Origin of the sequence: Pseudomonas sp. NDM (genome assembly GCF_003105095.1) — a bacterium.
GTDB lineage: Bacteria > Pseudomonadota > Gammaproteobacteria > Pseudomonadales > Pseudomonadaceae > Aquipseudomonas > Aquipseudomonas moraviensis_A.
Map to the genome: position 1 here is coordinate 1 of NZ_QETJ01000032.1, position 22,983 is coordinate 22,983.

Annotated in this window: 10 protein-coding genes and 1 pseudogene; 6 read left to right on the plus strand and 5 right to left on the minus strand. The window is 62.9% G+C overall.

Features of this window, described 5'->3' with window-relative positions:
- Positions 1 to 90 precede the first annotated feature (90 nt).
- Positions 91 to 645, minus strand: coding sequence for an RNA polymerase factor sigma-70 (locus DCO47_RS09910; RefSeq protein WP_042607842.1), 555 nt, complete (start codon positions 643 to 645; stop codon positions 91 to 93).
- 370 nt (positions 646 to 1,015) lie between these two features.
- On the opposite strand from DCO47_RS09910, the gene DCO47_RS09915 reads away from it, so the two are divergent.
- Both DCO47_RS09915 and DCO47_RS09920 read left to right on the plus strand, forming a co-directional pair.
- A complete protein-coding gene (locus tag DCO47_RS09915; RefSeq protein ID WP_116658017.1) occupies positions 1,016 to 14,014 on the plus strand; it encodes a non-ribosomal peptide synthetase in 12,999 nt (4,332 codons plus the stop codon).
- Positions 14,015 to 14,218: 204 nt separating this feature from the next.
- Positions 14,219 to 15,043 (plus strand): alpha/beta fold hydrolase, encoded by an 825-nt coding sequence (locus DCO47_RS09920; protein ID WP_116658018.1) that lies wholly within the window; start codon positions 14,219 to 14,221, stop codon positions 15,041 to 15,043.
- 111 nt (positions 15,044 to 15,154) lie between these two features.
- Here the strand turns inward: DCO47_RS09920 and dsbG are convergent, their stop codons facing one another.
- The 3 genes from dsbG to dsbD are packed head-to-tail and all read right to left on the minus strand — an operon-like array spanning position 15,155 to position 18,515.
- Positions 15,155 to 15,925 (minus strand): thiol:disulfide interchange protein DsbG, encoded by a 771-nt coding sequence (gene dsbG, locus DCO47_RS09925; protein ID WP_064361570.1) that lies wholly within the window; start codon positions 15,923 to 15,925, stop codon positions 15,155 to 15,157.
- A complete protein-coding gene (locus DCO47_RS09930; protein WP_042607838.1) occupies positions 15,901 to 16,782 on the minus strand; it encodes a TlpA disulfide reductase family protein in 882 nt (293 codons plus the stop codon). The genes dsbG and DCO47_RS09930 overlap by 25 nt, the downstream gene beginning before the upstream one ends.
- Positions 16,782 to 18,515 carry a protein-disulfide reductase DsbD gene (gene dsbD, locus DCO47_RS09935; protein ID WP_116658019.1) on the minus strand — a complete coding sequence of 578 codons (1,734 nt, stop codon included), beginning with the start codon at positions 18,513 to 18,515 and terminating at the stop codon, positions 16,782 to 16,784. The genes DCO47_RS09930 and dsbD overlap by 1 nt, the downstream gene beginning before the upstream one ends.
- Positions 18,516 to 18,670: 155 nt before the next feature.
- Here dsbD and DCO47_RS09940 point away from each other — a divergent pair, with 155 nt between their 5' ends.
- Complete coding sequence (locus DCO47_RS09940; protein WP_042607836.1) at positions 18,671 to 19,351, plus strand: response regulator; 681 nt, start codon at positions 18,671 to 18,673, stop codon at positions 19,349 to 19,351.
- Positions 19,351 to 20,673 (plus strand): ATP-binding protein, encoded by a 1,323-nt coding sequence (locus DCO47_RS09945; protein WP_065616918.1) that lies wholly within the window; start codon positions 19,351 to 19,353, stop codon positions 20,671 to 20,673. Before DCO47_RS09940 ends, DCO47_RS09945 begins: the two co-directional genes overlap by 1 nt.
- 16 nt (positions 20,674 to 20,689) lie before the next feature.
- Here DCO47_RS09945 and DCO47_RS27280 read toward each other — a convergent pair.
- Positions 20,690 to 20,806 (minus strand): annotated as a pseudogene (locus DCO47_RS27280) (metal ABC transporter ATP-binding protein); the annotation flags it as partial.
- An 82-nt stretch (positions 20,807 to 20,888) separates the two neighbouring features.
- On the opposite strand from DCO47_RS27280, the gene DCO47_RS09950 reads away from it, so the two are divergent.
- Both DCO47_RS09950 and DCO47_RS09955 read left to right on the plus strand, forming a co-directional pair.
- Complete coding sequence (locus DCO47_RS09950; RefSeq protein WP_065616919.1) at positions 20,889 to 21,410, plus strand: GNAT family N-acetyltransferase; 522 nt, start codon at positions 20,889 to 20,891, stop codon at positions 21,408 to 21,410.
- Between the two features lie 106 nt (positions 21,411 to 21,516).
- The gene (locus DCO47_RS09955; protein WP_065616920.1) at positions 21,517 to 22,929 is read left to right on the plus strand and encodes an aspartate aminotransferase family protein; all 1,413 of its coding nucleotides are present in this window, start codon (positions 21,517 to 21,519) and stop codon (positions 22,927 to 22,929) included.
- Positions 22,930 to 22,983 lie beyond the last annotated feature (54 nt).

Genomic DNA, 22,983 nt, shown 5'->3' on the forward strand with positions numbered 1-22,983 from the left:
ATCGCAGCCTTCGGCAGCTCCTACAGAGGAATGCATTCTCAAGTAGGAGCTGCCGAAGGCTGCGATCTTTTTTGATCAGACGACGCGGTCTCAGCGACGACCCGCGATCACCCCATCCCGTCGACTGCCCGACACCTTGCGGCAGTGCACCAGCGCATCACGAATCATGAAGTTGACCAGGGTCGGCGATACGCCGAGTTCCTTGGCGATGTCTTTCTGCGGCACGCCGTGCAAGCGATACATCTCGAAGGCGTAGCGGGTGCGGCTGGGCAGTTCGGTCAGCGCATCGGCGATGTGTTCCAGGGTCGAGAAGTTGATGTGCGACGTTTCCGGCGAAGCGCCCTGAATCACCACGTTCAAGCCTTCCTCTTCCGGGCCTGAGTATTTCTGTTCGAGCGCCTGCTTGCGGTAGTGATCGATGGCGAGGTTGCGCACGATCTGGAACAGGTAGCTCAGCTGAGCCTTGATCGACGACGTGATCGGCGGCGCCGATTGCAGTCGGAAAAACGCATCCTGAACCACGTCTTCGGCACGAGACCTGCAGCCGGTAATGCGGGCTGCAATCTTGACCAGAATCAGTCGATTGTCGACGAATGCCTGAAGTAGCGGTGAATCGCACCTGCTTGTGGATACTTGTTCCGTCATGGAAATCACCTTGCTGCCAATAGGTTAGTGGGAGGGCCTGGGGGACGGCGCCGTCCTACACATCGAGCGACAAATTATGTTGAATGATAATGATTGTCAAATGAGAAAGAGAAGTAGTGCTGTAAGTCGATGTGTTTTGCGAACTGCGACACGCTGCCGCAGCCTGGCCCCGTTGAACGTCGAGCCTGCCGACTAATTATTTCAAGACGTCATCCGTTCTCATTGGTGAATGGTTCCGGGTGTTGATCCCCGGCCACAGCGCATTCCGATGCCTTGCGCGGTCGGCACAGACCGCGCCCTGCACGCCTCTCGACAGGCGTGACGCAGCCACCCGATTCCACTTGCAAGCCGAATTCAGGCAGGAAACCTCATGACCGACGCGTTCGAACTCCCCAGCACCCTGGTCCATGCCCTCAAGCGTCGTGCGGCCCTGACGCCGGACCGACTGGCCTTGCGTTTTCTCGCCGAAAACCCGGAGCAGGCTGTGGTGCTCAGCTATCGCGAACTGGATCAACGCGCGCGCGCTATCGCCGCTGCATTGCAGGCCGAGGCCGGTTTCGGTGAGCGCGCGGTGCTGCTGTTCCCCAGTGGCGCGGATTACGTCGCGGCGTTTTTCGGCTGCCTGTATGCCGGTGTGATCGCGGTGCCGGCCTATCCGCCGGAATCCGCCCGGCGTCACCATCAGGAGCGCTTGCTGGCGATCATCGCCGACGCCGAGCCCAGGCTGTTGCTGACCAGCGCCGACCTGCGCGATGCCTTGCAGCAAATCGAGGGCGCGCCGCCGCTGTTGTGCGTCGACACCCTCGACAGCGCACTGGCCGAGCGCTGGATTGAGCCGAGCCTGCCGCCCGAGCACATCGCCTTCCTGCAATACACCTCCGGCTCCACTGCGCTGCCCAAGGGCGTGCAAGTCAGCCACGGCAATCTGGTCGCCAACGAACTGCTGATCCGTCACGGTTTCGGCATCGACGTCAACCCGGACGACGTCATCGTCAGCTGGTTGCCGCTGTATCACGACATGGGATTGATCGGCGGCCTGCTGCAGCCGATCTTCAGCGGCGTGCCGTGCATTCTGATGTCGCCGGCATACTTCCTCGGCCGACCATTGCGCTGGCTGGAAGCGATCGCCGAATACGGCGGTACCATCAGCGGCGGGCCGGATTTCGCCTACCGCCTGTGCAGCGAGCGGGTCAGCGAATCGGCGCTGGAGCGCCTCGATCTGAGCCATTGGCGCGTGGCCTATTCTGGCTCCGAGCCGATCCGCCTCGATACCCTTGAACGCTTTGCCGAGAAATTCGCCGCCTGCGGTTTCAGTGAGCAGAGTTTCATGGCTTCGTACGGTTTGGCCGAGGCGACCCTGTTTGTCGCCGGCACGCCGCGCGGCAACGGCATCCCGGCGCTGCGCGTGAACGATCAGGCGCTGGCGCAAAACCGCGCCGAGCCGGGCGACGGCGGCGCGATCATGAGCTGTGGCATCAGCCAGCCGGAACACGCGGTGCTGATCGTCGAACCGAATACGCTCAAGGAACTGGCGGACAACGCGGTCGGTGAAGTCTGGGCCGCCGGCCCGAGCATTGCCCACGGCTATTGGCGCAATCCCGAAGCCAGCGCCAAGACCTTCGTTCAGCACGCCGGCCGCACCTGGCTGCGCACCGGTGATCTGGGCTTTGTCCGTGACGGCGAATTGTTCGTCACCGGGCGTCTGAAAGACATGCTCATCGTCCGCGGGCACAACCTCTATCCGCAGGACATCGAGCAGACCGTCGAACGCGAAGTCGAAGTTGTGCGCAAGGGCCGCGTCGCAGCCTTCGCAGTCACTGACGACGGTGAAGAGGGCATTGGCATCGCCGCAGAAATCAGCCGCAGCGTGCAGAAAATCCTCCCGCCGCAAGCGCTGATCAAAGCCATTCGCCAAGCCGTCGCCGAGGCGTATCAGCAAGCCCCAAGCGTGGTGGTGCTGCTCAATCCGGGCGCTTTGCCGAAAACCTCCAGCGGCAAACTGCAGCGCTCGGCATGCCGCAATCGTCTGGCCGAGGGCAGCCTCGACAGCTATGCGCTGTTCCCGTCGACCGCTGCCGAAACCCAGACTGCGACCCGCAGCACGTCGGATCTCGAAACGTTGATCGGGCAAGTCTGGGCCGAGCAACTCAACGTCAAGCAGGTCAACGCCGACGATCACTTTTTCCTGCTCGGCGGCAACTCGATCGCCGCGACGCAAGTCGTCGCGCGGGTTCGCGAAAAACTCGGTGTAGAGCTGAGTCTGCGCCTGCTCTTTGAAGCGCCGACTCTGTCCGCCTTCGCCGCCGCTGTGGCGCAGCAACAACAGGACGGTGGCAGCGCGCAGGGTGCTATCACCGCGCTGTCGCGCAGCGAGGCGATGCCGCAGTCGCTGGCACAAAATCGTCTGTGGATCACCTGGCAGCTCGACCCGCACAGCAGCGCCTACAACATTCCCGGTGGCCTGCGCCTGCGTGGGGAGCTGGACGAAGACGCCGTACGCAGCAGCTTCCAGCAACTGATCGAACGCCACGAATCCCTGCGCACGCGTTTCTTCGAACGCGACGGTGTGGCATTGCAGCAAGTGCTCGCCGCCGCCGAATTCAATCTGCAATTGATCGACATCAGCGACCTGCCAGCGGCCGAGCGTGAAGCCCGGGCCGAGCAGATTCGCGAAGACCAGGCGCGCACTCGGTTCGACCTGGAAAAAGGCCCGGTGCTGTGGGTGACCCTGGTGCGTCTCGACGATGAAGAACATCAACTGCTGGTGACGATGCACCACATCATCGCCGACGGCTGGTCGCTGAATATTCTCCTCGACGAGTTCTCGCGCCTCTACGCCGCCGCTGCGCAGGGTACAACGGCAAACCTGGCAGTGCTGCCCACGCAATACGCCGACTACGGCCACTGGCAGCGGCAATGGCTGGCGCAAGGCGAGGGCGAGCGGCAACTGGCGTACTGGAAAGCGCAGTTGGGCGATGAGCATCCGACACTGGAACTGGCTACCGATCATCCCCGCTCGGCCAGACTAAACCACAGCGCTGCGCGCCACAGCGTGCGCCTGAGTGCCCAGCTCAGCGAGGCCATCCGCCAGACCGCGCAGGCGCACCAAGCCACGCCGTTCATGCTTCTGCTCGCCGCGTTGCAGAGCCTGCTGCACCGCTACAGCGGTCAGCGCGACATTCGCATCGGCGTACCCAATGCCAACCGCCCGCGCCTGGAAACCCAGGGCCTGATCGGCTTCTTCATCAACACCCAGGTACTGCGTGCGCACGTCGATTCGCGCCTGCCGTTTGCCGAGTTGCTGAGCCAGACGCGCCAGGCCGCACTCGGTGCCCAGGACAATCAGGATCTGCCCTTCGAGCAACTGCTTGAAGCCTTCCCGCAGGCCCGCGAACAGGGTCTGTTCCAGGTCATGTTCAACCATCAGCAGCGCGACCTCGGTGCACTCAAGCGCTTGCCCGGTCTGCTCGCCGAAGAGCTGTCGTGGCACAGCCGCGAGGCCAAGTTCGATCTGCAATTGCACAGTGAAGAAGACCGCAACGGACGTCTGAGCTTGTCGTTCGACTACGCCAGCGAACTGTTCGACGCCGCGACCATCGAGCGACTGGCCGAGCATTTCCACAATCTGCTCAGCGAAGTCTGCGAACGGCCTCAGCAGGCCATCGGCGATCTGCGCCTGTTGACCGCCAGCGAGCAACACCAGCAGAAGGACTGGAGCGTCGCACCGTGCACCGCGGCGCAACAGTGGCTGCCGGAGCTGCTCGACCAGCAACTGCATAAAACCCCGCACCGCACCGCGCTGGCGTGGGAGACCGGTAGCCTGGATTTTGCCGAGCTGCACGCGCAAGCCAACCGGCTCGCCCATTACCTGCGCGACAAAGGCGTCGGCCCGGACGTGTGCGTGGCCATCGCCGCCGAGCGTTCGCCGCAACTGCTGATCGGTCTGCTGGCGATCATCAAGGCTGGCGGCGCCTATGTGCCGCTTGATCCGGAATATCCGGCCGAGCGCCTCGCGTACATGCTCAGCGACAGTGGCGTCGAACTGCTCCTGACCCAGACCGAACTGCTTGAGCGCCTGCCAGCCAGCGACGGTGTCAGTGTGATCGCCATGGACGCGTTGCACCTGGAAAAATGGCCGAGCCATGCACCGGGCCTGCATTTGCACGGCGACAATCTCGCCTACGTGATTTACACCTCGGGTTCCACCGGGCAACCGAAAGGCGTCGGCAATACCCACGCAGCGCTGGCCGAGCGCCTGCAATGGATGCAGAACACCTATGCCCTCGATGAAACCGACGTGCTGATGCAAAAAGCGCCGATCAGTTTCGACGTCTCGGTGTGGGAATGCTTCTGGCCGCTGATCACTGGCGCGCGTCTGCTGCTTGCCGGCCCCGGCGAACACCGCGATCCGCATCGCATCGCGCAACTGGTTCAAGAACATGGCGTGACCACGCTGCACTTTGTGCCGCCGCTGCTCTCGCTGTTCATAGATGAACCGCTGAGCGCCGAATGCACCAGCCTGCGTCGGGTATTCTCCGGCGGTGAAGCACTGCCGGCCGAACTGCGCGATCGTGTCCTCGCGCAACTACCGGCGGTGCAACTGCACAACCGTTACGGCCCGACTGAAACTGCGATCAACGTCACGCACTGGCATTGCACCAGCGCCGATGGCGAGCGCTCGCCGATTGGCCGGCCGCTGGGCAACGTGATCTGCCGCATCCTCGATGCCGATCTCAACCCGGTTCCAGCGGGCGTGCCGGGTGAGCTGTGCATCAGCGGCAGCGGTCTGGCCCGTGGCTATCTCGGCCGTCCGGCGTTGACCGCTGAACGTTTTGTCGTCGATCCATCGGGCGAGCAGGGCGCCCGCTTGTACCGTACTGGCGACCGTGCGCGCTGGACGTCCGACGGTGTGATCGAATACCTCGGCCGTCTCGATCAGCAGGTCAAGCTGCGCGGCTTTCGGGTTGAGCCGGAAGAAATCCAGGCGCGGCTGCTCGCTCAGGAGGGCGTCGCCCAAGCCGTGGTGCTGGTGCGCGAAACCGCTGCCGGTGGGCAACTGATCGGCTACTTCACGACAACCGATTTGCCTGAAGATGCCGATGAGCAAATCGCTCGCCTGAAAGTCGCCTTGGCCGCCGAGCTGCCGGAGTACATGGTCCCGGCGCAACTGCTGCGCCTCGACGCGATGCCGCTGAGCCCCAGCGGCAAACTCGACCGCCGCGCCTTGCCTGAACCGCAATGGCAGGTGCGTGAACACGTCGAACCGGTCAGCGAACTGGAGCAACAAATCGCCGCCATCTGGCGTGAAGTGCTCAGCCTCAATCAGATTGGCCTGAGCGACGATTTCTTTGCCCTCGGCGGTCACTCGCTGCTGGCCACTCAGATCATCTCCCGCACACGTCAGGCCTGTGACGTCGAACTGCCGCTGCGCACGCTGTTCGAGCACAGCGAACTGGGCGATTACGCCGAACAGATCCGCCAGATCCAGGCCAGCGGCCGCACCAACCAACAGTTGCCGATCGGCAAAGTCGATCGCAGCCAAGCGGTGCCGTTGTCCTATTCGCAGCAGCGCATGTGGTTCCTCTGGCAGATGGAACCGGACAGCCCGGCGTACAACGTCGGTGGCATGGCGCGCCTGCGTGGCGTGCTGCATGTCGAGCATTTCGAGGCCGCGTTGCAGGCGCTGATCCTGCGTCACGAAACCCTGCGCACAACGTTCCCAAGTGTTGACGGTGTCGCCCGCCAGCAAGTGCATGCCGAGACCGGCGTGCGCATGGGCTGGAAGGATTTCTCCAGCCTGCCGGCGGCTGTGCGTGAACAACAAGTCCAGCAACTGGCCGATGCAGAAGCGCACCAGCCGTTCGACCTGGAAACCGGCCCGCTGCTGCGCGCCTGTCTGGTCAAGACTGCCGAGCACGAGCATTACTTCGTTCTGACCCTGCACCACATCGTCACCGAAGGCTGGGCGATGGACATCTTTGCCCGTGAACTCAGCGCGTTGTACGAAGCGTTCGTCGATGAGCGCGAATCACCGCTCGAGCCGCTGCCGGTGCAATACCTCGACTACAGCGTCTGGCAGCGCCAGTGGCTGGAATCCGGCGAGCGTCAGCGCCAACTCGACTATTGGACTGCACAACTGGGCCGCGAACATCCGCTGCTGGAATTGCCCGGCGACCGTCCGCGTCCACCGGTGCAAAGCCACCAGGGCGAGCTGTACCGTTTCGATCTGAGCGACGATCTCGCCGCGCGGGTGCGGGCGTTCAACGCGCAAAACGGTCTGACCCTGTTCATGACCATGACTGCCGCACTCGCCACGTTGCTCTACCGCTACAGCGGCCAGACCGACCTGCGCATCGGCGCGCCGGTGGCCAACCGCATCCGCCCGGAAAGCGAAGGGCTGATCGGTGCGTTCCTCAACACCCAGGTGCTGCGTTGCCAGCTCGACGGGCAGATGTCGGTCGGCGAATTGTTCGAGCAAGTGCGCCACACGGTGATCGAAGGCCAGTCCCATCAGGATCTGCCGTTCGATCATCTGGTCGAAGCCTTGCAGCCGCCGCGCAGCGCCGCTTACAACCCGCTGTTCCAGATGATGTGCAACGTCCAGCGCTGGGAATTCCAGCAGAGTCGCACGCTGGCCGGCATGACCGTCGAGTATCTGGCCAACGATGCGCGGGCGACCAAGTTCGACCTCAATCTGGAAGTCACCGACCTCGACCATCGCCTCGGTTGCTGCCTGACCTACAGCACCGATCTGTTCGACGAACCGGCCATCGCGCGCATGGCCAGGCATTGGCGCAACCTGCTTGAAGCGTTGATCGCCAATCCGCAGCAACGGCTCAGCGAATTGCCGTTGCTCGATCAGCCTGAGCAACAGCAACTGCTCGAGAGCCTCGGCATCGAGCCGGGCGAGCATCGTCTCGACCAGTGCATCCATCATCTGTTTGCCGAACAGGCACTGGCGCGCAAAGACGCGCCAGCGCTGACCTTCGCCGGGCAGACCCTGAGCTACACCGAGCTCGATGCCCGCGCCAATCGCTTGGCCTGGGCGCTGCGCGAACGCGGGGTCGGCCCGCAAGTGCGGGTGGGTCTGGCGCTGGAGCGTTCGCTGGAAATGGTCATCGGCCTGCTGGCGATTCTCAAGGCTGGTGGCGCCTATGTGCCGCTGGATCCGGAATACCCGCTCGACCGTTTGCACTACATGATCGAAGACAGTCGCATCGGCCTGCTGCTCAGCGATCGGGCGATGTTCGAAGCCCTCGGCGAGTTGCCGCCAAGCGTGGCGCGCTGGTGCCTGGAAGATGACAGCCCGGCATTGGCCGACTACCCGGCCAGCGAGTTGCCGTTCATCAGCCTGCCGCAACATCAGGCTTATCTGATTTACACCTCGGGCTCGACCGGCAAACCGAAAGGCGTGGTGGTCTCCCACGGCGAAATCGCCATGCACTGCCAGGCCGTGATCGAACGCTTCGGCATGCGCCCGGACGACTGTGAACTGCATTTCTATTCGATCAACTTCGACGCTGCCACCGAACGTCTGCTGGTGCCGCTGCTCAGCGGTGCGCAGGTGGTGTTGCGGGCGCAGGGCCAATGGGACGCGGAAGAAATCTGCGGTTTGATTCGTACGCATCGAATCAACGTCCTTGGCTTCACGCCAAGCTACGGCAGCCAGTTGGCGCAGTTTCTCGCGACACAGAACCAAGTCCTGCCGGTGCGGATGATCATCACCGGCGGCGAAGCGCTGACCGGCGAGCATCTGCAGCGCATCCGCGCGGCGTTCCAACCGGCGCAGTTCTTCAACGCCTACGGCCCGACCGAAACCGTGGTCATGCCGCTGGCCAGTCTGGCGCCGCAGGTGCTGGAAGAGGGCGCCGGCAGTGTGCCGATCGGCAGCGTGATCGGCGCGCGGGTCGCGTACATTCTCGACGCCGATCTGGCGTTGGTGCCGCAAGGTGCGACCGGTGAATTGTTCGTTGGCGGCGCCGGTCTGGCCCAGGCCTATCACGACCGTCCGGGCATCACCGCCGAGCGTTTCGTCGCTGACCCGTTTGCCGCTGATGGCGGACGCATGTATCGCACCGGCGACCTGGTGCGCCAGCGTGCCGATGGTCTGGTCGAGTATCTGGGCCGGATCGACCATCAGGTGAAGATCCGTGGTTTCCGTATCGAGCTGGGCGAAATCGAAACGCGCCTGCTCGATCACCCTTCGATTCGCGAAGCCGTAGTGCTGGCGCTGGACGCACCGAGTGGCAAGCAACTGGTGGGTTACCTGGTGACCGACGTAGCCGAGCAAAATCAGGCGCAACAAGCGGAACTGCGCGAGGCACTGAAGACTCACCTCAAGGCGCAACTGCCGGATTACATGGTGCCGACCCACCTCATACTGCTGGCGAGCATGCCGCTGACCGCCAACGGCAAACTCGACCGCCGCGCCTTGCCGGCACCGGATCCGCAGCTCAATCGGCAGGACTACGTCGCGCCAAGCAACGCGCTGGAGCAGACCCTCGCGCAGATCTGGTGCGACGTGCTCAACGTCAGGCAGGTCGGTCTCAGCGATAACTTCTTCGAACTCGGCGGTGATTCGATTCTGTCGATTCAAGTGGTCAGCCGCGCGCGTCAGCAGGGTATTCACTTCAGCCCGCGTGATCTGTTCCAGCATCAGACCGTGCAGACGCTCGCTGCAGTTGCCAGTCGCACGCAGCAAGTGACTGCCGAGCAAGGTCTGGTCGACGGCGAGTCGCGTCTGACACCGATTCAGCACTGGTTCTTCGATACGGATATCCCCGAGCGTCAGCACTGGAACCAGGCGCTGTTGCTGGAACCGACTCTGCCGCTCGCGCCGCAACGTTTACGCCAGGCTTTGCTGGCGGTGATCGAGCAGCACGATGCACTGCGTCTGCGTTTCAGCGAAACCGATGGCGTATGGCAAGCGACGCATCAAGCGCTGACGGATGAGGATGTGCTGTGGCAATTCAGCGTCGATTCGCTGGAACAGTGCGAAGGCCTGTTCGCCGACGCGCAACGCAGTCTGCATCTGCACAATGGCCCGTTGCTGCGCGCGGTGCTGGTCGATGTCGCTGATGATCAGCAACGCCTGTTTATCGCCATCCACCACTTGGTGGTCGACGGTGTTTCCTGGCGCGTGTTGCTCGACGATCTGCAAACGGCGTATCGCCAACTCGACGCGGCGCAGCCGCTGAAACTGCCGGCGAAAACCAGCGCCTTCAAGGACTGGGCCGCGCGTTTGCAGGCCTACGCTGGCAGCGAATCGCTACGTGAAGAATTGAGCTGGTGGCAAGCGCAACTGGCCGGCCCGAGCGCTGACCTGCCTTGCGAGAATCCGCAGGGCGGCGGGCAGAATCGTCATGCGCAAACCGTCAGCGTGCGCCTCGATGCCGAGCGTACCCGGCAGTTGCTGCAACGGGCGCCGAGCGCGTACCGCACCCAGGTCAACGACCTGCTGCTGACCGCGCTGGCCCGCGTGCTGTGCCGCTGGAGTGGTCAGCCGTCGGCACTGATTCAACTGGAAGGTCACGGTCGCGAAACCCTGTTCGACGAGATCGACCTGACCCGTACGGTCGGCTGGTTCACCAGCGCCTACCCGCTGCGCCTGACTCCGCACACCCTCGAAGAGGCCGCCGGGCAGGGCGCTTCGATCAAGGCGATCAAGGAACAACTGCGCGCCGTGCCGCACAAAGGTCTCGGTTATGGCGTGCTGCGCTATCTCGCCGATGACGGTTGCCGGCAGAGCATGGCTACGCTGCCGAGCGCGCCGATCACCTTCAATTACCTCGGCCAGTTCGACCAGAGTTTTGCCAGCGATGCGCTGCTCCGTCCGCTCGATGAGCCGGTCGGTGCCGCCCACGACCCACAGGCGCCGTTGCCGAACGAGCTGAGCGTCGACAGTCAGGTGTATGGCGGCGAATTGCTCCTGCGCTGGACCTTCAGCGCCGAGCGTTATGACGCGCAGACCATCCACGATCTGGCCGATGCTTACGTCGGTGAGCTGCAAAGCCTGATCGAACATTGCCTGCAGGAAGGGGCCGGCGGTCTGACGCCGTCGGACTTCCCGCTGGCAAAACTGACCCAGACGCAACTCGACGCCTTGCCGGTGCCGGCCGCACACATCGAAGATGTCTATCCGCTGACGCCGATGCAGGAGGGCATGCTCCTGCACACCCTGCTCGAGCCCGGTACCGGTCTGTACTACATGCAGGATCGTTATCGCATTAACAGCGAACTCGATCCCGAGCGTTTCGCTCAGGCCTGGCAAGCGGTGGTCGCGCGTCACGAAGCGTTGCGCGCCTCGTTCTGCTGGAACGTCGGCGAAGACATGCTGCAAGTGATTCACACCCCGGGTCGCACGCCGATCGAGTATCTGGACTGGAGCGCCGTCGCCGAACCCGAGCAGGAACCGAAACTGCAAGCGCTGCTGAAAAGCGAGCGCGAGGCGGGTTTCGATCTGCTCTATCAGGCGCCGTTCCACCTGCGCCTGATCAAGGTCGGCGCGGCGCGCTACTGGTTCATGATGAGCAACCACCACATTCTCATCGACGCCTGGTGCCGTTCGCTGCTGATGAACGACTTCTTCGAGATCTACACCGCACTCGGCGAGGGTCGTGAAGCGCAGTTGAGCGTGCCGCCGCGTTATCGCGATTACATCGCCTGGCTGCAACGGCAGAGCCTGGCCGAAGCGCGGCAGTGGTGGCGGCAGAATCTGCAGGGCTTCGAGCGCACCACGCCGATCCCGAGCGACCGGCCGTTCCTGCGCGAGCATGCCGGTGAAAGCGGCGGCATGATCGTCGGCGACCGCTACACCCGCCTGAATGTCGAGGACGGTGTGCGGCTCCGCGAGCTGGCGCAGGCCCATCAATTGACCGTCAACACCTTTGCCCAGGCGGCGTGGGCTCTGGTTCTGCGACGCTTGAGCGGCGATCGCGACGTGCTCTTCGGCGTGACCGTGGCCGGGCGCCCGGTGGACATGCCGGAGATGCAGCGCACCGTCGGCCTGTTCATCAACAGCATCGCCCTGCGGGTGAAGATGCCTGCGGACGATCAGCGCAGCAGCGTGCGCCAGTGGCTCAGCGCGTTGCTCGACAGCAACATGCAACTGCGCGAGTACGAATACCTGCCGCTGGTGAACATCCAGGAACAGAGCGAATTGCCCAAAGGCCAGCCGCTGTTCGACAGCCTGTTCGTGTTCGAAAACGCTCCGGTGGAAGTCTCGGTGCTGGATCGTGCACAGAGCTTGAACGCGACCTCGGATTCCGGCCGGACCCACACCAACTTCCCGCTGACGGCGGTGTGCTACCCGGGCGATGACCTTGGTTTGCACCTGTCGTATGACCAGCGTTACTTCGACGAGTCGACGGTCGAGCGCATGCTCGCTGAGTTCAAGCGGTTGCTGCTGGCGCTGGTCGACGGCTTTCATGGCGACATGGCCGACTTGCCGTTGCTGGGCGACGAAGAACGCGATTTCCTCCTGCACGGTTGCAACCAGAGCGGCCACGACTATCCGCTGGAGCAAAGCTACGTGGCGCTGTTCGAAGCGCAGGTCGCGGCGCATCCGCAGCGCATTGCCGCCAGTTGCCTCGATCAGCAATTGAGCTATGCCGAGCTGAATCACAACGCCAACCGCCTGGGTCATGCGCTGATCGCCGCCGGGGTGCGCATGGATCAACCGGTGGCGCTGCTGGCCGAGCGTAATCTCGACCTGCTCGGCATGATCATCGGCAGCTTCAAGGCCGGCGCCGGTTACCTGCCGCTGGACCCGGGCCTGCCGAGCCAGCGCCTGAGCCGCATCATCGAGATGAGCCGCACGCCATTGCTGGTATGCAGCGCCGCCTGCCTTGAACAGGCGCAGAGTTTGCTTGAGGAGTTTGGCTGTTCGAATCGTCCGCGCCTGCTGGTGTGGGAAGAGGTGCAGGTATCGGGGACGGCGACTGAGAATCCCGGCATTCACAGCAGCCCGGATAACCTCGCTTATGTGATCTACACCTCGGGTTCGACCGGTCTGCCAAAAGGCGTGATGGTCGAGCAGCGCGGCATGCTCAACAACCAGTTGAGCAAACGCCCGTACCTCGGCTTGAGCGAGGCCGACGTGATCGCGCAGACCGCTTCGCAAAGCTTCGACATTTCCGTCTGGCAGTTCCTCGCCGCGCCGTTGTTCGGCGCGCGGGTCGACATCGTGCCGAACACCATCGCACACGATCCGCAAGGTCTGCTGGCGCATGTGCAGGCGCAGGGCATCACCGTGCTGGAGAGTGTGCCCTCGCTGATCCAGGGCATGCTCGGCGCTGACCACATGAGCCTCGACGGTCTGCGCTGGATGCTGCCGACCGGCGAAGCGATGCCGCCCGAACTGGCGCATCAATGGCTGCTGCGTTACCCGGACATCGGTCTGGTCAATGCTTATGGCCCGGCGGAATGTTCCGACGACGTGGCGTTCTTCCGCGTTGACCTGGCCTCGACGCGCGGCAGTTATTTGCCGATCGGCACGCCGACCGACAACAACTTGCTCTATCTGCTCGATGGTGCGCTGGATCTGGTACCGCTGGGCGCGGTGGGTGAACTGTGCGTGGCCGGCACCGGTGTCGGACGCGGCTACGTCAGTGATCCGCTGCGCACCGCGCCAGTGTTCGTGCCGAATCCGTTCGGCGCGCCGGGCGAGCGTCTGTACCGTACCGGCGACCTGGCGCGGCGCCGCGCTGACGGCGTGCTGGAATACGTCGGCCGCGTCGATCATCAGGTGAAGATTCGCGGCTTCCGCATCGAACTTGGTGAAATCGAAGCGCGCCTGCATGAACAGCCGGAAGTGCGCGACGCTGCGGTTGGCGTGCAGGAAGGCGTCAACGGCAAGCATCTGGTGGGTTATCTGGTTGCTGCCGATGCAGCGCTCAATCCGGGCGAACGCCTTGAACGGATCAAGCAGCGCCTGCGCGCCGAACTGCCGGAATACATGGTGCCGCTGCACTGGCTGTGGCTGCAGCAGATGCCGCTCAATGCCAACGGCAAACTCGACCGCAAAGCCCTGCCGGCGCTGGAGATCGGTCAATTGCAGAGCGAGGATTATCTCGCCCCGCGCAACGAGCTGGAGCAGACCCTGGCTGATATCTGGGCCGAGGTGTTGAAGGTGGAAAAGGTCGGCGTGCGCGACAACTTCTTCGAACTCGGCGGGCATTCCTTGCTGGCGACGCAAATTGCATCGCGGGTGCAGAAAGCCCTGCAACGCAACGTGCCGCTGCGCGCGATGTTCGAGTGCAGCACGGTAGAGGAACTGGCTGAGTACATCGATGGATTGGCGGCCAGTGATATTACCGAGGAGAAGGTGGATCGGTTGAATGATCTGATGGCGGAGTTGGAGGGGCTTTAGTTCTCTAGGGTTTGTACTGGCCCCATCGCGAGCAGGCTCACTCCTACAGTTGAAATGCATTCCAATTGTAGGAGTGAGCCTGCTCGCGATGGCGTCGGTGGATTCAACACAAATCAACGGTACATGACTGTACATTTCCACCCTTGACGATCAACAACCGGCAGCTCAGTCTGCCGGTTCTGTTTTTTCTCGCGGAGGTGGTCGATGCCCTTTTTCACGGTTGACGGACAAGCACTGCACTACATTGATCAAGGCACCGGCCCGGCCGTGTTGCTCGCTGGCAGTTATCTCTGGGATCAGGCCATGTGGGCGCCGCAGATCGCCGCGCTGACCCCGCACTATCGCGTCATTGCCCTGGATCTGTGGGGGCATGGCGAGTCCGGCAAGTTACCTGAAGGCACCACATCGCTGGACGACATCGCCCGTCAGGCGCAGGCCTTGCTCGATCATCTGGACATCGACCGCGTCACCCTCGCCGGGCTATCGGTCGGCGGCATGTGGGGCACGCGCCTGGCACTGGCCGCGCCGCAACGTCTCAACGGTCTGGTGCTGATGGACACCTACGTCGGCGTCGAGCCGGAACCGACCCGGCAGTATTACTTCTCGCTGTTCAAGCAGATCGAAGACACCGGGACCATCTCCGAACAACTGCTGGACATCGTCGTACCGATCTTCTTCCGCCCGGGCATCGACCCGCAGTCGCCGGTGTATCAAAACTTCCGCGCAAAACTGCAGAACTATTCGCCCGAGCGTTTGCGCGAAAGCATCGTACCGATGGGGCGCATCACGTTTGGTCGCGACGATCTGTTGCCACGTTTGGGCGAACTCAACGCAGCGACCACGTTGGTGCTGTGCGGCGATCAGGACAAACCACGACCACCCTCGGAAGCCCGGGAAATGGCTGAATTGATTGGTTGCCCGTGTGTGCTGGTACCGGAGGCGGGGCATATCTCCAATCTGGAGAATCCCGGGTTTGTGACTGAGGCGCTGCTTGGCTTCTTGAGCGAGTGCAACAGACACACCGTGTGATCCAATCGCGAGCAGGCTCACTCCTACAGGTATCGCATTCTTGCTGAAGGAATGCAGTCAACTGTAGGAGTGAGCCTGCTCGCGATTGGGGCCGGTTCAGGCGATGAAAAACTACTTGGGCCCGAGAATCTTCACCAGCTTGTCCGGCGAAGGCGCGCCTTGCTGTTGTTGCAGTTCGCCTTTGTCGTCCAGGTAGAAAATCGCCGGAGTGGCCTGCAGTTCCAGGTCTTCCATCAATTGCATGTTCGCCGCGAGTTTGCTCTGCACGGCGACCGGAATGTCTTTGAGAGCCTTGAGCGCGCTGCCCTTGCCAGCCTTTTCGTGATCTTCCAGGGCCTTGGCCGGGTCTTTCGCCGCCAGCAGCGCGGCGGATTTGCCCGGGCTGTCTTCACGAATGATGCCGACCATGATGTGGCGCAACTGCACTTTGCCGGCCTTGACCCATGGCCGCGCCTGCTCCCAGAACATGTTGCAGTACGGGCAGTTCGGATCGCTGAACAGGTACACCGTGCGCGGCGCATCCTTGTTGCCGTCCTGAATCCAGTTGCTCGCCTCGAACTTGGCCCAGACTTCCTTGGACATCGGCGCGTAAACCAGTTTTTGCAATGGCTCGCTGCTCAGGTCCTTGCCGTCGGCGTCATACAGGTTGCCCACTACCACGTGTTTACCGTCCGGGGTCAGGTACAGCGCCATGCCGCGATTCTGGTATTGCGCGGCATACCCGCGCAGGCCATCGGGGGCGTCGAACTGGCCGACGATTTTCGCGCCCTTGGCTTCGATCTTTTTGATCGCCGCGGGCAGTTCTTCAGCAGCCTGCACCGACGGCAAGTGCAGCAGGGCGGTGCCCAGGGTCAGCGTCAGCAGGTGGCGGAGGCGGGGCATGGCAGTTTCCTTGCAGAGTTGGCCGGGGCAACGGCTTGATTCGGGCTTGAAGGGGAAGTGTCGAAGGTTTCCAGAGCGCGGGCGAGGCTGGCGTTCGACAGTTCACCGAGGTGACTGGTCAGCAAGCGACCGTCCGGGCTATAGAACAGCGTAGTCGGTAACGCCATGGACCCCACGGCCTGACCGAGACGGCCGTTGCGGTCGAACAGCACGTTGTTCAGGCTCAGGCCTTGGGTTTCCAGAAATGTCGCCACGCTTTGCATGCTTTCGGCCTGATTGACGAACAGAAATGTCAGGTCAGGGCGCTGTTGTTGGGCATTTTCCAGCACCGGCATTTCCCGCCGGCACGGCGGGCACCAGGTGGCCCACAGGTTGATCACCAGCGGGCCGCCCTGATAGTCACTGAGCTTGATGGTTTGCCCGGCGGCATTGCGCAGGGAAATGTCCGGCAGGCGCGTGCCTTGTTCGTAGATGTTCAGCGAGAGGGTGGCGAGCAGCCAGAACGCCACGCCACTGACCACACCGAAGCCCAACGGTCGGCGCAGACCGGGACGACGCCAGCCGCGATACAACGCCGCCAGCAGCAGCACGATCACCCCGGGCCAGGCGAGGAATCCCCCGTCGCGCAGATCGATGATCTGCCACGGGTCATTGCGATAATGCGACCAGTACAGCGCGACAAAGGCAATGCGCGCCGCAAGCATGCCCAGCAAAAACAGGCTGAACAGCGCCGACTCGGGGTTATCGCCACCGCGCTTGGCTACCCGCCAGCCGACAAATGTCGCCAGTGCCAGCGCACTGATCAGCAGCAGGTGGTTGAGCGCGATGGCAAAAGTGCCGAGGGTGAACGTCAGCATCAGTTGGCGTCTCGGGTAGTGGACCAGCGTTGCAGGAACGTGTCGGCATCGACCTCGCCGGTGATGCGCTGGCTGCGGCGTTCTTCACCGTCAGTACCGACCCAGATGAAAGTCGGCGGCCCGGGCACTTTATAGCGACCGAGCAGCTCGCGGCTGGCGGCGTTGTCGGCGGTCACATCCAGGCGCAGCAGACGCACGTCGCTCAATGCCTGCATGACCTTGGCCTCGCCGAATACCTTCTTCTCCATGACTTTGCACGACACGCACCAGTCGGCGTAGTAATCGAGCAGTACCCACTGGCCTTGGGCCTTGGCGGCGTCGAGTTCACGTTGCAGGGCGGCCGGTTCCTTGATGGTGGTGAAGGCGTCATGACCGCTTGGTGCGGCGCTGGCGACCCGGCCGGCGCTGTAAACCTGCAATGGTTGGTACGGATCATCACTGCCGCCAGCCGCACCGATCACCAGCAAGCTGCCCCACAAACCGAGCAACAGGGACAGGGCGCCGAACATCTGCGCGACGCGGCCAAATCCTTCGGACTGTTTCCAGGCGCTATAGGCGGCAATCAGCAGCAGCGCGCCACACAGACCCAGCCACAACGACGGATCCAGTACCGGGCGCAGCATCAGCAATGCGGTTGCGAGAAAGAGAAAGCCGAATATGCCCTTGAGCAGGTTCATCCACGCCCCTGGTTTGGGCAGGAATCGATTGCCCACGGTGACCAGCAGCAACAGCGGCACACCGATGCCGATGCCCAGCGCAAACAGAATCAGACCGCCGTGCAACGCGTTACCGCTTTGCGCGATGTACAGCAACGCGCCGGCCAGTGGCGCGGTCATGCACGGCCCGACCAGCAGACCGGACAATGCACCGAGCACACCGGCGCCGATCAGGCTGCCGCCGCTGCGGCTGCGTGAAGCGTGTTCAAGTCGATCACGCAGCGCCACCGGCAACTGCAGCTCGAAGAAGCCGAACATCGGCAGTGCCAGCACCACGAAAATCGCCGCAAACGCACCGAGCAGCCAGGGATTCTGCAACCACGCCTGCAGGTTCGCACCGAGCAGAGCGGCAATCACACCCATCGCCGCATACACCAGCGCCATGCAGATCACATAGCTGCTGGCCAGGGCGAAGCCGCGCCGTGGTGTGGCGCCACTGCCGACGATCATTCCGGCCAGAATCGGCAGCATTGGCAGTGAACACGGGGTAAACGCCAACAGCAGGCCGAGGCCGAAGAACACCAGCAGACTCCAGCCCATCGCCCGTTGTTGCAAGCTGCTGGCCAAGGCCTGATCCGGCGCTTCCCCACCAGTTGTCGCTGCGGCTTTGCCGCCCAGGTCAATTACCCGGGTTTGCGGTGGATAACACAGGCCGGCATCGGCGCAGCCCTGGTAACTGACCTTGATCTGCCCGCTGGCCGCTGCCGGGATTTTCACTTCCAGGCCTTGGCGATACACCGGCTGCTCGCCGAAGAACTCATCGCTGTGGGATTCGCCTTCAGGCAGCACCGGCTGCTGGTCGGCGGCCAGTCCGTCGAACTTCAAGCGTTTCTGATACAGGTAGTAGCCGTCGGTGATCTGCCAGAACAGCTGGGTTTCCCCCGACTCCAGACGCTCGGAGGTGAGGACGAATGCCTTGTCGACGGGTAAAAAGTCCGGCTTGGACTCGAACGGATTGTTTCCGGCCTGGGCCAGACCGGAAATCAGTAAAGCAAACAGAAGAAAAAAATGACGCATGGAGGAGCCTTGTCCCTGTGCAATTGAGGTGCACAATGGGCAGCGGCGATTAACCGATGATTAACCGCGATGCCCTTGTCGCAGTGACGTTCGGCGCCATAATGTCAGCTTAATCGGCCAACCGCCTAATCCGCTTTTTTTCTGTGGGATTCACCATGCACGTACTGGTTTGCGAAGACGATGAGCTGATCGCCAGCGGCATCGTTGCCGGGCTCACGGCTCAGGGCCTGACCGTCGAGCACGTCAACACGGCGTCGAAAGCGCGGGCGATGCTCAAGGTCGCCGAGTTCGACGTGATGGTGCTCGATCTTGGCCTGCCCGACGAAGATGGCCTCAAGTTGCTCCAGCAATTGCGCCAGAGCGGCCTGGAGATTCCGGTGCTGATTCTCACCGCCCGCGATTCTGTGACGGATCGTGTCGACGGTTTGCAGGCCGGCGCCGACGATTACCTGCTCAAGCCTTTCGACCTGCGCGAACTGTTCGCCCGCCTGCAAACCCTGTTGCGCCGAGTGGCCGGGCGCAGTGTCAATCTGATCGAGCATGGCGCGCTCACCTACGACCCGAGCAGCCGGGAAACCCGCCTGGCCGGGCAACCGGTGGACTTGTCGCGCCGCGAGCAATCGCTGTTGCAGGCGCTGCTGCACAACCGCGGCCGCGTTTTGTCCACCGAGCAATTGAAGGACAGCGTCTATGGCTTCAACGATGAGCTGGAAAGCAATGCGCTGAACGTGCATATCCATCATCTGCGCAGCAAGCTTGGCAAAGGCATCGTCGAAACCGTGCGCGGTCTGGGCTATCGCCTCGGGCCTGCCGATGGCGGGGAGCAGGGCAAGTGATGAGTCTGCGCCTGCGCCTGAGCCTGACGCTCGGCGCCGCATTCGCGCTGATCTGGGCGCTGGCTGCGGCGTGGATGCTCAGCGATCTGCGCAATCAGATGATGTTTTCCCTCGACCAGCGCCTGGTTGCCTCGGCGCGCATGGTTGCCGGTCTGCTCGAGCAATTGCCGACGCTGCCGAGCAAGGGCGAAGGCACCCACTTCAGCGCCGAACAATTGAATATTCCCGGGGGGATGGCCTGTCAGGTCAGCTCATTGCGCGGCGAGATTCTTGCCCGTAGCCACAACAATCCCGAACAAGCGCTGGAAGCGGAAAAAATGGGCTTCCACGATCAGATGATCGACGGCGCACCGTGGCGCAGTTTCACCCTGGCCCGCGGCGATGTGCGCATCACTACCGCAGACCGGCAGATCGAGCGTGAAGCGTTGAACATGTCGATCCTGCTCGCCGCTTCGGTACCGGTCGGCGTGGCCTTGCTGGGCTGTCTGTGCTTGCTGTGGCTGGGGATCGGTCAAGGCCTGGCGCCACTGAATCGTCTGCGCGAAGCGCTGATGCGGCGCAATGCCGATTCGCTTGAACCGTTGCAGTTGCAGGCGTTTCCCAGCGAATTGAAGCCGCTGCTGGAAACCCAGAACCAATTGTTCCAGCGCATCGGCAAGACCATCGAGCGTGAACGCCGCCTGACCGGTGACGCCGCGCACGAATTGCGCAGTCCGCTGACGGCGATCAAGACCCACCTGCAAGTCGCGCGCATGACCGATGGCAGCGCCCGCGATCAATCGCTGGCCCGCGCCGAGGAGGGTGCCGATCGCCTGCACCGCACCCTTGAACAGTTGCTGTTGCTGGCGCGGGTCGAAGGCAGTCTGTCATTCGATGACGGCTCGCAATGCAGCGCCGAGCAAGTGGCCAGGCTGGCGATTCAGGACGCCACGGGCGGTGAACGGCTGCGGATCAAACTGCACGTCCAGGACGAGCTGTCCGCCGCGCCGCTGCAAATGCCCGCAGTGCTGGCGATTGCTGCGCTGCGCAACCTGCTCGACAACGCTCTGCGCCACACGCCTGAAGATTGTGCGGTCGAGGTCAATCTCGAAAGCATCGGCAACCGTGTGCGCTTTGTCGTGCGCGACCATGGGCCGGGCATTGCGCCGGATGACTTGCAGCATCTGACTCAGCGCTTCTGGCGCAACGGCCAGAGCACCGGTTGCGGGCTGGGTCTGGCGATTGTCCAGGCGATTGTTCAGCGCTGCGACTGCGCCCTGCATTTCGACAGCCGCCCGGATGGCTTGCGGGTCGAACTGACCATGCCGTTGCAAGCCCTCTGATCTCACCTCAGATCCCCTGTGGGAGCGAGCCTGCTCGCGAATGCGGTAAGTCATTCAACATCGACGTTGACTGGCCTGACGCTTTCGCGAGCAGGCTCGCTCCCACAAGGGAACATGTTCTGCCACATGAAATGTAACTTCTCGCCGTTCGCTATCCGGCAGGGCCGGGGCTAAGGTCAACGCAGCTTGACTCAATGGATTGAGGGAACTGCGCCATGGAAGCACCCATCTGCATTCGTCCGGCCCGATTGGCCGACGCTGGCATCATCAGCCGCATTATCGAGCGTTCCATCCGCATCGGTTGCGCGCTCGACCACCGTAACGATCCGCCACGGGTCGGCACCTGGATCGCTCAGCAATCCGCTGACTTCATCAGCGCCCGACTCGCTGACCCCCACTTCCATTTATGTCTGGCTTTACTGGCGGACAAACCGGTCGGTGTCGGCATGGCCCAGGCCAGCGGCGAGATTTCCCTGTGTTACGTGCAGCCGGAATCCTTTCGCCGGGGCGTCGGACGGGCGCTGATGCAGGATCTCGAAGGCTGGTTGCGCATTCGTGGCGTGCAGGATGTTCACCTCTACAGTTCCCGCACCGCCGAGCCGTTCTATCGGCATCTGGGTTATCAACAAGCGGCGCCATCCGGCATCTGCGACGGCTTGCAGACCGTGCCGCTGCACAAACCTTTGTCCGCACCGGCCCGACAACTCGATCAAGGGTGTAAATCCGCGCCGCGCTGAAGCGTTTCCAGAACAGGAAAACCTGCAAGTGCGCCCCGCCACCGGAACGCGCACCTGTTGGTGTGCTGTTTTGGTCACTATCCATAGCGAATTGAGGGGTCGAGAGATGTCAGTCGCCACCAGCCTTATCGAAGAATCGTCGGCCCGGGTCGCCTCGGCACCAGCGGAGACGTTGTACGAATTCCACGAATCACCGTTGCTGGCGCGCCAGAGCCAGCAGGAGTCCAATGCACGCAGCTACCCTCGGCGTATTCCACTGGCGCTCAAGCGTGCCAAGGGCCTGTATGTCGAGGATGTCGAGGGGCGCACATTCATCGACTGCCTGGCCGGGGCCGGCACGCTGGCGCTGGGGCATAACCACCCGGTAGTGATCGAGGCAATCCAGCAGGTGCTCGCCGATGAATTGCCGCTGCACACCCTCGACCTGACCACGCCGGTCAAAGATCAATTCGTCCAGGATCTGTTCGGCTTGCTGCCGACGGAACTGGCGGCGCAGGCGAAAATCCAGTTCTGCGGCCCGACCGGCACCGACGCCGTGGAGGCAGCGCTGAAACTGGTACGCACCGCCACCGGGCGCAGCACCGTGCTGTCATTTTCCGGCGGTTATCACGGCATGAGTCAGGGCGCGTTGAGCCTGATGGGCAGCCTGGGACCAAAAAAACCACTGGGTGCCTTGCTCAGCAATGGCGTGCAATTCATGCCGTTCCCCTACGACTATCGTTGCCCGTTCGGCCTCGGCGGCGCGGCGGGCGTCAAAGCCAATCTGAGCTATCTGGAAAACCTGTTGAGCGATCCCGAGGCTGGCGTGCAGTTGCCGGCAGCGGTGATTGTCGAGGCGGTGCAGGGCGAAGGCGGGGTGATACCCGCTGATATCGAGTGGCTGCGCGGTTTGCGCCGGATCACCGAGAAGGCCGGTGTGGCGCTGATTGTCGATGAGATCCAGAGCGGCTTCGCCCGCACGGGCAAGATGTTCGCCTTCGAACACGCGGGCATCGTTCCGGATGTGGTGGTGTTGTCCAAAGCCATCGGCGGCAGCCTGCCGTTGGCGGTGGTGGTTTACCGCGACTGGCTCGACACCTGGCAACCGGGCGCCCATGCCGGCACGTTCCGTGGCAATCAGATGGCCATGGCCGCCGGTTCAGCGGTGATGCGCTATCTGGTAGAGCACAAGGTCTGCGAACACGCCGCCGCAATGGGGGATCGACTCAGCGAGCATCTGCGCATTCTGCAACGCGACTTCCCGCAACTGGGCGACGTCCGCGGGCGCGGCCTGATGCTCGGCGTCGAACTGGTCGACCCGAGCGGCCTACCCGACGCGCTCGGTCACCCGCCGGCATTCGCACGTCTGGCGCCGCTGGTTCAGCGTGAATGCCTCAAGCGCGGCCTGATTCTGGAGCTGGGCGGCCGCCATGGCGCGGTGGTGCGTTTCCTGCCGCCGCTGGTGATTACCGCAGCAGAAATCGACCGCGTCGCGGAGGTTTTCGGTCGCGCTTTGGTCGCTGCCACCGCCGCACTGTAAATTTTTACGCGCGGCGAACGTTCTTTCTACATACCCCGGCTGCACTCGTTGTAC

What these genes read in the sequence shown, in the direction of transcription:
- DCO47_RS09910 (WP_042607842.1), bottom strand. Translation starts at nt 645, where the DNA reads ATGACGGAACAAGTATCCACAAGCAGGTGCGATTCACCGCTACTTCAG.
- DCO47_RS09915 (WP_116658017.1), top strand. Translation starts at nt 1,016, where the DNA reads ATGACCGACGCGTTCGAACTCCCCAGCACCCTGGTCCATGCCCTCAAG.
- DCO47_RS09920 (WP_116658018.1), top strand. Translation starts at nt 14,219, where the DNA reads ATGCCCTTTTTCACGGTTGACGGACAAGCACTGCACTACATTGATCAA.
- dsbG (WP_064361570.1), bottom strand. Translation starts at nt 15,925, where the DNA reads ATGCCCCGCCTCCGCCACCTGCTGACGCTGACCCTGGGCACCGCCCTG.
- DCO47_RS09930 (WP_042607838.1), bottom strand. Translation starts at nt 16,782, where the DNA reads ATGCTGACGTTCACCCTCGGCACTTTTGCCATCGCGCTCAACCACCTG.
- dsbD (WP_116658019.1), bottom strand. Translation starts at nt 18,515, where the DNA reads ATGCGTCATTTTTTTCTTCTGTTTGCTTTACTGATTTCCGGTCTGGCC.
- DCO47_RS09940 (WP_042607836.1), top strand. Translation starts at nt 18,671, where the DNA reads ATGCACGTACTGGTTTGCGAAGACGATGAGCTGATCGCCAGCGGCATC.
- DCO47_RS09945 (WP_065616918.1), top strand. Translation starts at nt 19,351, where the DNA reads ATGAGTCTGCGCCTGCGCCTGAGCCTGACGCTCGGCGCCGCATTCGCG.
- DCO47_RS09950 (WP_065616919.1), top strand. Translation starts at nt 20,889, where the DNA reads ATGGAAGCACCCATCTGCATTCGTCCGGCCCGATTGGCCGACGCTGGC.
- DCO47_RS09955 (WP_065616920.1), top strand. Translation starts at nt 21,517, where the DNA reads ATGTCAGTCGCCACCAGCCTTATCGAAGAATCGTCGGCCCGGGTCGCC.